At 73.1% G+C, this 6,269-nt stretch carries 8 protein-coding genes; 2 read left to right on the top strand and 6 right to left on the bottom strand.

Features of this window, described 5'->3' with window-relative positions:
- The coding region (locus CXR44_RS41105) for an O-methyltransferase (protein WP_245899354.1) at nt 1–382 on the top strand (382 nt) is incomplete at its 5' end.
- A 72-nt stretch (nt 383–454) separates the two neighbouring features.
- On the opposite strand, the gene CXR44_RS23615 is transcribed toward CXR44_RS41105, so the two are convergent.
- Together CXR44_RS23615 and CXR44_RS23610 are read right to left on the bottom strand one after the other, a co-directional pair.
- Nucleotides 455–1,864, bottom strand: coding sequence for a leucyl aminopeptidase (locus CXR44_RS23615; RefSeq protein ID WP_101788279.1), 1,410 nt, complete (start codon nt 1,862–1,864; stop codon nt 455–457).
- A 77-nt stretch (nt 1,865–1,941) separates the two neighbouring features.
- Nucleotides 1,942–2,109, bottom strand: coding sequence for a DUF3117 domain-containing protein (locus CXR44_RS23610; protein ID WP_101788278.1), 168 nt, complete (start codon nt 2,107–2,109; stop codon nt 1,942–1,944).
- A 553-nt stretch (nt 2,110–2,662) separates the two neighbouring features.
- Between CXR44_RS23610 and CXR44_RS23605 the strand changes: the two genes are divergently transcribed.
- Nucleotides 2,663–3,439: an enoyl-CoA hydratase-related protein gene (locus CXR44_RS23605; RefSeq protein WP_101788277.1), complete on the top strand. Its 777-nt coding sequence runs from the start codon at nt 2,663–2,665 to the stop codon at nt 3,437–3,439.
- 4 nt (nt 3,440–3,443) lie between these two features.
- Here CXR44_RS23605 and CXR44_RS23600 read toward each other — a convergent pair whose 3' ends face one another.
- The 4 genes from CXR44_RS23600 to CXR44_RS23585 are packed head-to-tail and all read right to left on the bottom strand — an operon-like array spanning nt 3,444 to nt 6,139.
- On the bottom strand, nt 3,444–4,001 hold the full coding sequence (locus CXR44_RS23600; RefSeq protein WP_101788276.1) for a DNA-3-methyladenine glycosylase I: 558 nt from the start codon (nt 3,999–4,001) through the stop codon (nt 3,444–3,446).
- A complete protein-coding gene (locus tag CXR44_RS23595; RefSeq protein WP_101788275.1) occupies nt 3,998–4,687 on the bottom strand; it encodes a hypothetical protein in 690 nt (229 codons plus the stop codon). The genes CXR44_RS23600 and CXR44_RS23595 overlap by 4 nt, the downstream gene beginning before the upstream one ends.
- A 58-nt stretch (nt 4,688–4,745) precedes the next feature.
- The gene (locus CXR44_RS23590; RefSeq protein WP_101788274.1) at nt 4,746–5,330 is read right to left on the bottom strand and encodes an LOG family protein; all 585 of its coding nucleotides are present in this window, start codon (nt 5,328–5,330) and stop codon (nt 4,746–4,748) included.
- An 11-nt stretch (nt 5,331–5,341) separates the two neighbouring features.
- Nucleotides 5,342–6,139, bottom strand: a complete 798-nt coding sequence (locus tag CXR44_RS23585) for an LOG family protein (protein WP_101788385.1) — start codon at nt 6,137–6,139, stop codon at nt 5,342–5,344.
- Between the last annotated feature and the right edge of the window lie 130 nt (nt 6,140–6,269).

The raw sequence follows: 6,269 nt of genomic DNA, 5'->3' as shown, positions 1-6,269 counted from the left end.
GCCCCCCCCCCCCCAGCGGCTGGCCCGGCAGGCCTTCGCGGAGGCCGGCTTCGCCGGCGGGCGGGTGCGGCTCATCACCGGCCGGGCTCTCGACGTGCTGCCCCGGCTGTCCGACGGCGGCTACGACATGGTCTTCGCCGACGGGGCCAAGCAGGAGTACGCCGACTACCTGGCCGAGGCCGTGCGACTGCTGCGCGTCGGCGGCATCGTGGCCTTCGACAACGCGCTGTGGCACCACCGGGTCGCCGATCCGGCCCAGCGCGACCCCGACACGGTCGCGCTGCGTGAGCTGGGCAAGCTCGTCCAGGCCGACGACCGCCTCCGCTCGCTGCTGATCCCCCTCGGCGACGGCCTGCTCGCCGCCGTCAAGGTCGCCGCCTAGCAGGTCACCGGCAGGCCACTCGGAGGTCGCCGCCTAGCAGGTCACCCGGTCGCAGGTCACCCCGGCCGCAGGTCACGCCCTGGTCAGCCACTCCAGCAGCAGGCGCACGCCGAAGCCCGTCGCGCCCTTGGTGAGCACGCCCTCGTCGACCGTGCTGCGCCCGACGCCCGCGATGTCGAGGTGCGCCCACGGCCGCTTGCCCGCGAACTCACGCAGGAACAGCGCCGCGGTGATCGACCCGGCGCCGAACGTGGAGCCCTGCTCGACGTTGGCCAGGTCGGCGATCGACGACTCCAGCGCCGGCGCGTAGTCGTCGATCAGCGGCATCCGCCACAGCCGGTCGTCGCTGGCCTGCCCCGCCTCCACGAGCTCCCCGGCCAGCAGGTCGTCGTTGGCGTAGACGGCGCCGACACTGCGGCCGAGCGCGACGGTGATGGCGCCGGTCAGGGTGGCCACGTCGACGACCGCATCGGGGTCGAGCTCGGCGTCGGCGTAGGCCAGCGCGTCGGCCAGCACCAGCCGGCCCTCGGCGTCGGTGTTGAGCACCTCGACCGTGCGGCCGCCGTAGTGGGTGATGACGTCGCTGGGCCGCTGGGCCGTGCCCGAAGGCATGTTCTCGGCGGCGGCGACCAGACCGGTGACCCGGACGGGCGCCCCCAGCGCGGCGAGCGCGCCGACGACGGCGATCACGACGGCGCCGCCCGCCATGTCGGTCTTCTGCGTCTTCATGTTGTCGGTCGGCTTGAGCGACAGACCGCCCGAGTCGAACGTGATGCCCTTGCCCACCAGCACGACGTGCCGGGTGGCGGGCCCCTCGGGGGTGTAGGAGAGCTGGATGAGGCGGGGCGGGCTGGCCGAGCCCCGGCCGACCGCGAGGATGCCGCCGAACCCGTCGGCCTGCAGCTGCTCCTCGTCCCAGACCCGCACCGGGACGCCCTGCTCGGCCGCCCGCTCGGCCAGCCAGGCGGGGTTCTTGACCGAGGCCGGCGTGTTGGCCAGGTCGCGGGCCAGCGCCACGGCCTGGGCGACGCGCTCGCCCCGCCGTACGGCCTGCTCGTCGGCGCCGGCGAACCGCAACGCGCGGACGGGCGTCTTGCCCGGCGCGCCGATCCTGAAGGAGTAGGCGGCCAGCAGCGCGGCCTCCGCGAACGCGGCGGCGTCACCCTCGGGCGTCACCACGGTGAGCTCGGCGCGGCCCTTGGCGCGGCGCGTCAGCAGCGCCGCCGCCTTGCGCAGCGAGCCGGGCGAGCCGTCGCCGACGCCGTACAGCAGGACGCGGCCGACACCGCCCTCCCGTGCCACGGGGGCCTCGAAGACCTCCCCCGCCTCCCCCTTGGCCTCGTGGTGCGCCAGCAGGTCGGGCACCGGCACCGCGAGGTCGAGCGCGAGCGCCGGCGTCAGGTCGGAGGTGTAGGGGACGGCCAGCAGCTCTGCGTCAGCGGGAACGTCGGCGACCACCGATGCAGTGGTCTCAATGGGCACGGAATTCTCTCCTTCGACGGACAGCGACCCTGGCGCGGAAGGACGCCAGGGTCGTGGATCAGATCAGTCGAGAGCTCTCAGCCGACGACGCTCTTCAACGCCTCGCCGAGCGCCTTCGCCTCGTCGGCGGAAATCTCCACGACAAGCCGGCCGCCACCCTCCAGGGGGACCCGCATGACAATGCCGCGCCCTTCCTTGGTGACCTCGAGCGGACCATCGCCGGTCCGCGGCTTCATCGCCGCCATGCGTGCATCCCTTCCTGCCTTGGGCTCCCGCGGCCCGCGATTTTTCAGACCGCCCGTCAGGGAGGGCGGCGCATTCACGTCATCTGTGATGTCCTATTCTCCCGCATCGAGAGCGCTCATGGGTAACGATCTCCTCCCAGAATGCGTTGTCGAGGGTGCCGTAGAGCACCAAACTGGGGTGCGTGCACGCACCCGCCACCCGGTCCGACGTCGATGGCGGCGCCCTGCCGTCCCGTCGCGGACGGGCCCCGGCCGCCGTTTCCGCGCGATGCGCAAAGCCCGTGGAGATCGCCGTTCCCGCCGTCCGCGCCCCGGTTGCGCGGACGTCGCCCGAGCCGTCGCGGCGACTGTCGAGGGCGTCTCTGAACGCCGTTCAGGGGCTCGCTCAGGCAGGCGTGCGAAGGCTGGACGAGAGTGCACGGAGAATTTACCGAGCGGGGCGCACCGGGCCGGGGCGGCTGCCCGCGCAGCCTCCACCCACGACCGGGTACGACTTCGCGCGGGGGGCGCCCCGCCTCCCGCGCTCCGCCGTGTACGCCGACAGGGAGTTGCCGTGATCCGTTATGACGTGACCGACGCCGTCGCCGCCATCACGCTCGACCGGCCCGACGCGATGAACTCGCTGACGGCGGAGCTGAAGTCCGCCCTGCTGGACGCGCTGCGGCGGGCGGCCGGCGACCCGGCGGTCAGGGCGGTGCTGCTGACCGGGTCGGGCCGCGCCTTCTGCGCCGGGCAGGACCTGCGTGAGCACGCCGACAACCTGGAGGCGGGCCGCGGGCTCGCCGACACCGTCCGGCTGCACTACAACCCGATCGTCGAGCTGATCACCACCATGCCCAAGCCGGTGGTCGCCGCCGTCAACGGCGTCGCCGCGGGCGCGGGCGCCTCGCTGGCCTTCGCCTGCGACCTGCGGGTCGCCTCCGAGAAGGCCAGGTTCGCGCTGGCCTTCGCCGGCATCGGGCTGGCGCCCGACTCGGGCGCCTCCTGGACCCTGCAGCGCCTCGTCGGCCCCGGGAGGGCGACCGAGCTGCTGCTGCTCGGCGAGCCGCTCGACGCCGCCCGCGCGCTGGAGCTGGGGGTCGTCACCCGCGTGGTGCCCGCCGACGACGTGCTGAAGACCGCCCAGGAACTCGCGACCCGGCTCGCTCAGGGCCCCACCCTGGCGTACGCGGCCACCAAGCGGGCCCTCGCCTACGCCGCGACCCACACGCTGCCCGACGCCCTCGCCCTTGAGGCCGAGCTGCAGGACCAGTGCGCGGCCACGGCCGACCACCGGGCGGCCACCCGGGCCTTCCTGACCAAGGAGCGGCCGGTGTTCGTCGGCCGGTGAGCGCTCAGCCCCGGCGGACGCGGGCCACACAGCCCTCGATGTGGTCGTTGACCAGGCCGATGGCCTGCATGAGCGCGTAGGCGGTGGTCGGGCCGACGAACCTGAACCCGTGCCGCTTCAGCTCCTTGGCCAGCGCCACGGAGCCGGGCGTGGTGGCGGGCACGTCGGCCATGGTCCTCGGCACCGGAGCGTCGGGGTCGGCGTACCGCCACACCAGCTCCGACAGGCCCACGGGCAGGTCCTGCGCCGCCCTGGCGTTGCCGATGGCCGCCTCGACCTTGGCGCGGTTGCGCACGATGCCGGGGTCGGCCAGCAGCCGCTCCACGTCGTGCTCGGTGTACGCCGCCACCTTGGCGATGGAGAAGCCGTCGAACGCGGCCCGGAAGTTCTCGCGCTTGCGGAGGATCGTCAGCCACGACAGGCCGGACTGGAACGCCTCCAGGGTGACGCGTTCGTAGACCTCGTCGTCGCCACGGACCGGGCGGCCCCACTCCTCGTCGTGGTACGCGATGTAGGACGGGTCGGCCATGCCCGTCCAGGAGCAGCGGATGAGGTCGGTCACCGGCGCTCGTCCCCTTCCTTGCCGGCCGCCGCCCGCACGGGCTCAGCCGCCTCACGATGCTCGCCCTCCCGGACCTCGTCCGGCGCATGAGGCTCGCCCTCCTCGGCCTCATCGGCCGCCTGCCGGTCGTCCGTGCGCGTCGCGTCCGGCGTGAACGTCTCGGGGGCGGGCGCGTCGGGGGCGTGCTCGACGGGCATCTCGGCGACGGGCGCGTCCGGAACGGGCTCGACGGGCATGCCGGGGGCGGGCGTGGGGGGCGGGGGCGCTGGAGTGGTGGCCAGGGGGTGGCCGGGCTCGGGGAGCTCCAGCGGCGCCGCCGGCGCCTCCGGCTCGTGGTCGGTGCGCAGGGCGGCGCCTGGCCCGGCGTAGGCCTCCTGGCGCGCGTGCAGCCTGCTCGCCAGCAGCTCCGCCACCCGCTGCTCCAGGACGGCGATCCTGGTGTCGCGGGCGCTGATGGCGCCGGCGGCCCGGCGCAGGGTCTCGTCGACGCTCTGGGTGTGATAGCCGACGAGGTTGACCGGCAGCCGCAGCGCCATGAAGTCGACGGCCGTGAGCTGCTGCGCCTCGGGCAGGTCGAGAGGGGGCACGTCCGGCGGGAACTCGGTCAGCTCACCGCCTTTGCCCAGCGAGACCAGGACCACGCAGGCCAGGATGGCGAGGGCGGCGATGGCGAGTATGACCAGCACATTGGCATCGTACTCATACCTTCGAGGCATGAGTCCCGCGCTTTGCGCGGGCCGGGGGTCAGCCGGTGGCCTCGCCGAGCTCCTCCACGCTGGGCCTCAGGTGCGGGGCACGTCCCTCCAGGTGGTCGAGCGCCTCCTCCACCGACGTCGTCCAGGAGATGGCGTCGAAGACGTTCGCCCGGGTGAAACCCGCGTCGTACATGGACTCCACGAGGGCGCGCAGCGGGGCGTACAGGCCCCACGGGTCGAGGATGACCAGCGGCTTGTCGTGGATGCCGAGGACCCGCGACGTCCAGATCTCGAACAGCTCCTCCAGTGTGCCGATGCCGCCCGGCAGGACGAGGAAGGCGTCGGAGCGGGCGTCCATGACACCCTTGCGCTCGCGCATGTCGGCGGTGACGACCAGCTCGTCGGAGGCGTGGTCGGCGATCTCGATGTCCACGAGGACCTGCGGGATCACGCCGATGGTGCGGCCGCCCGCCGCGCGGGCCGCCGCCGTGACGGCGCCCATGCAGGAGACGGTGGCGCCGCCGCTGACCAGCGTGTGGCCACGCTCGGCCAGCTCGGCGCCCACCTGCGTCGCCAGGTCGAGGTACTTGGGGTCGATCTTCTGACTGGATGCGCAAAAGACACAGACGTTCACGACACGTCAGCTTATTGCGGCTCGGCGCTCCGGCCCTCGACCGCCTCCACCTCCTCCTGACGGCGCAGCGAGCGGGCCCGGTCGGACTCCACGATGACGCGCACCGCCTCGTCCACGTCGTCGGTGACGGTGATCAGGTCGAGGTCACGCTCGGCGATCTTGCCGGTGCCGAGGAGCGCCTGCTTGATCCAGTCGATCAGGCCGCCCCAGAACTCCGTGCCCAGCAGCACGACGGGGAACGAGGTCACCTTCTGCGTCTGCACCAGGGTCAGCGCCTCGAACAGCTCGTCGAGCGTGCCGAAGCCGCCGGGCAGGGCGATGAAGCCGCACGAGTACTTGACGAACATGGTCTTGCGCACGAAGAAGTAGCGGAACTCGATGCCCAGGTCCACGTAGTCGTTCATCCGCTGCTCGAAGGGCAGCTCGATGCCGAGGCCCACCGACCACGCGCCGTCGACCTCGCGGGCGCCCTTGTTGGCGGCCTCCATCACGCCCGGCCCGCCGCCGGTGATGACGGCGTAGCCGGCCTCGGCGATGGCGCGGCCGAGGGCCACGCCCATGGTGTATTCGGCAGTGCCCGCAGGGGTGCGGGCCGAGCCGAAGACGGTGACGGCGCGGGGGAGCTCGGCGAGCTGGCCGAAGCCCTCGACGAACTCCGCCTGGATGCGCATCACCCGCCACGGGTCCATGTGCAGCCAGTCGGCCGGCCCCTGGCGGTCGAGCAGTCTCTGGTCGTGCGTGGACTCCGGCACGAGTCTGCCGCGCACCACGGCCTGTCCCTGACGGCGTTCGCGACGTGTCCTATCCATGCCGATCACGCTAGCCCCCTTCGCGGGTTTCCGGTCCCCCTCGGACGGGCCGGGTCCCCGGCCGCGCGGGAGGGCGTACGGACCTCCCCGGGAGGTTTCGAGCACACACGTACGGGTGTAATGCCTGGTG

The sequence above is a fragment of the Nonomuraea indica genome, assembly GCF_002850745.1.
Taxonomy (GTDB): domain Bacteria; phylum Actinomycetota; class Actinomycetes; order Streptosporangiales; family Streptosporangiaceae; genus Nonomuraea; species Nonomuraea indica.
This window is presented reverse-complemented; position numbering and strand designations above follow the sequence as displayed.

Coding starts and splice junctions, on each gene's coding strand:
- CXR44_RS23585 (WP_101788385.1), bottom strand. CDS start 6,139: ATGGATAGGACACGTCGCGAACGCCGTCAGGGACAGGCCGTGGTGCGC.
- CXR44_RS23610 (WP_101788278.1), bottom strand. CDS start 2,109: ATGGCGGCGATGAAGCCGCGGACCGGCGATGGTCCGCTCGAGGTCACC.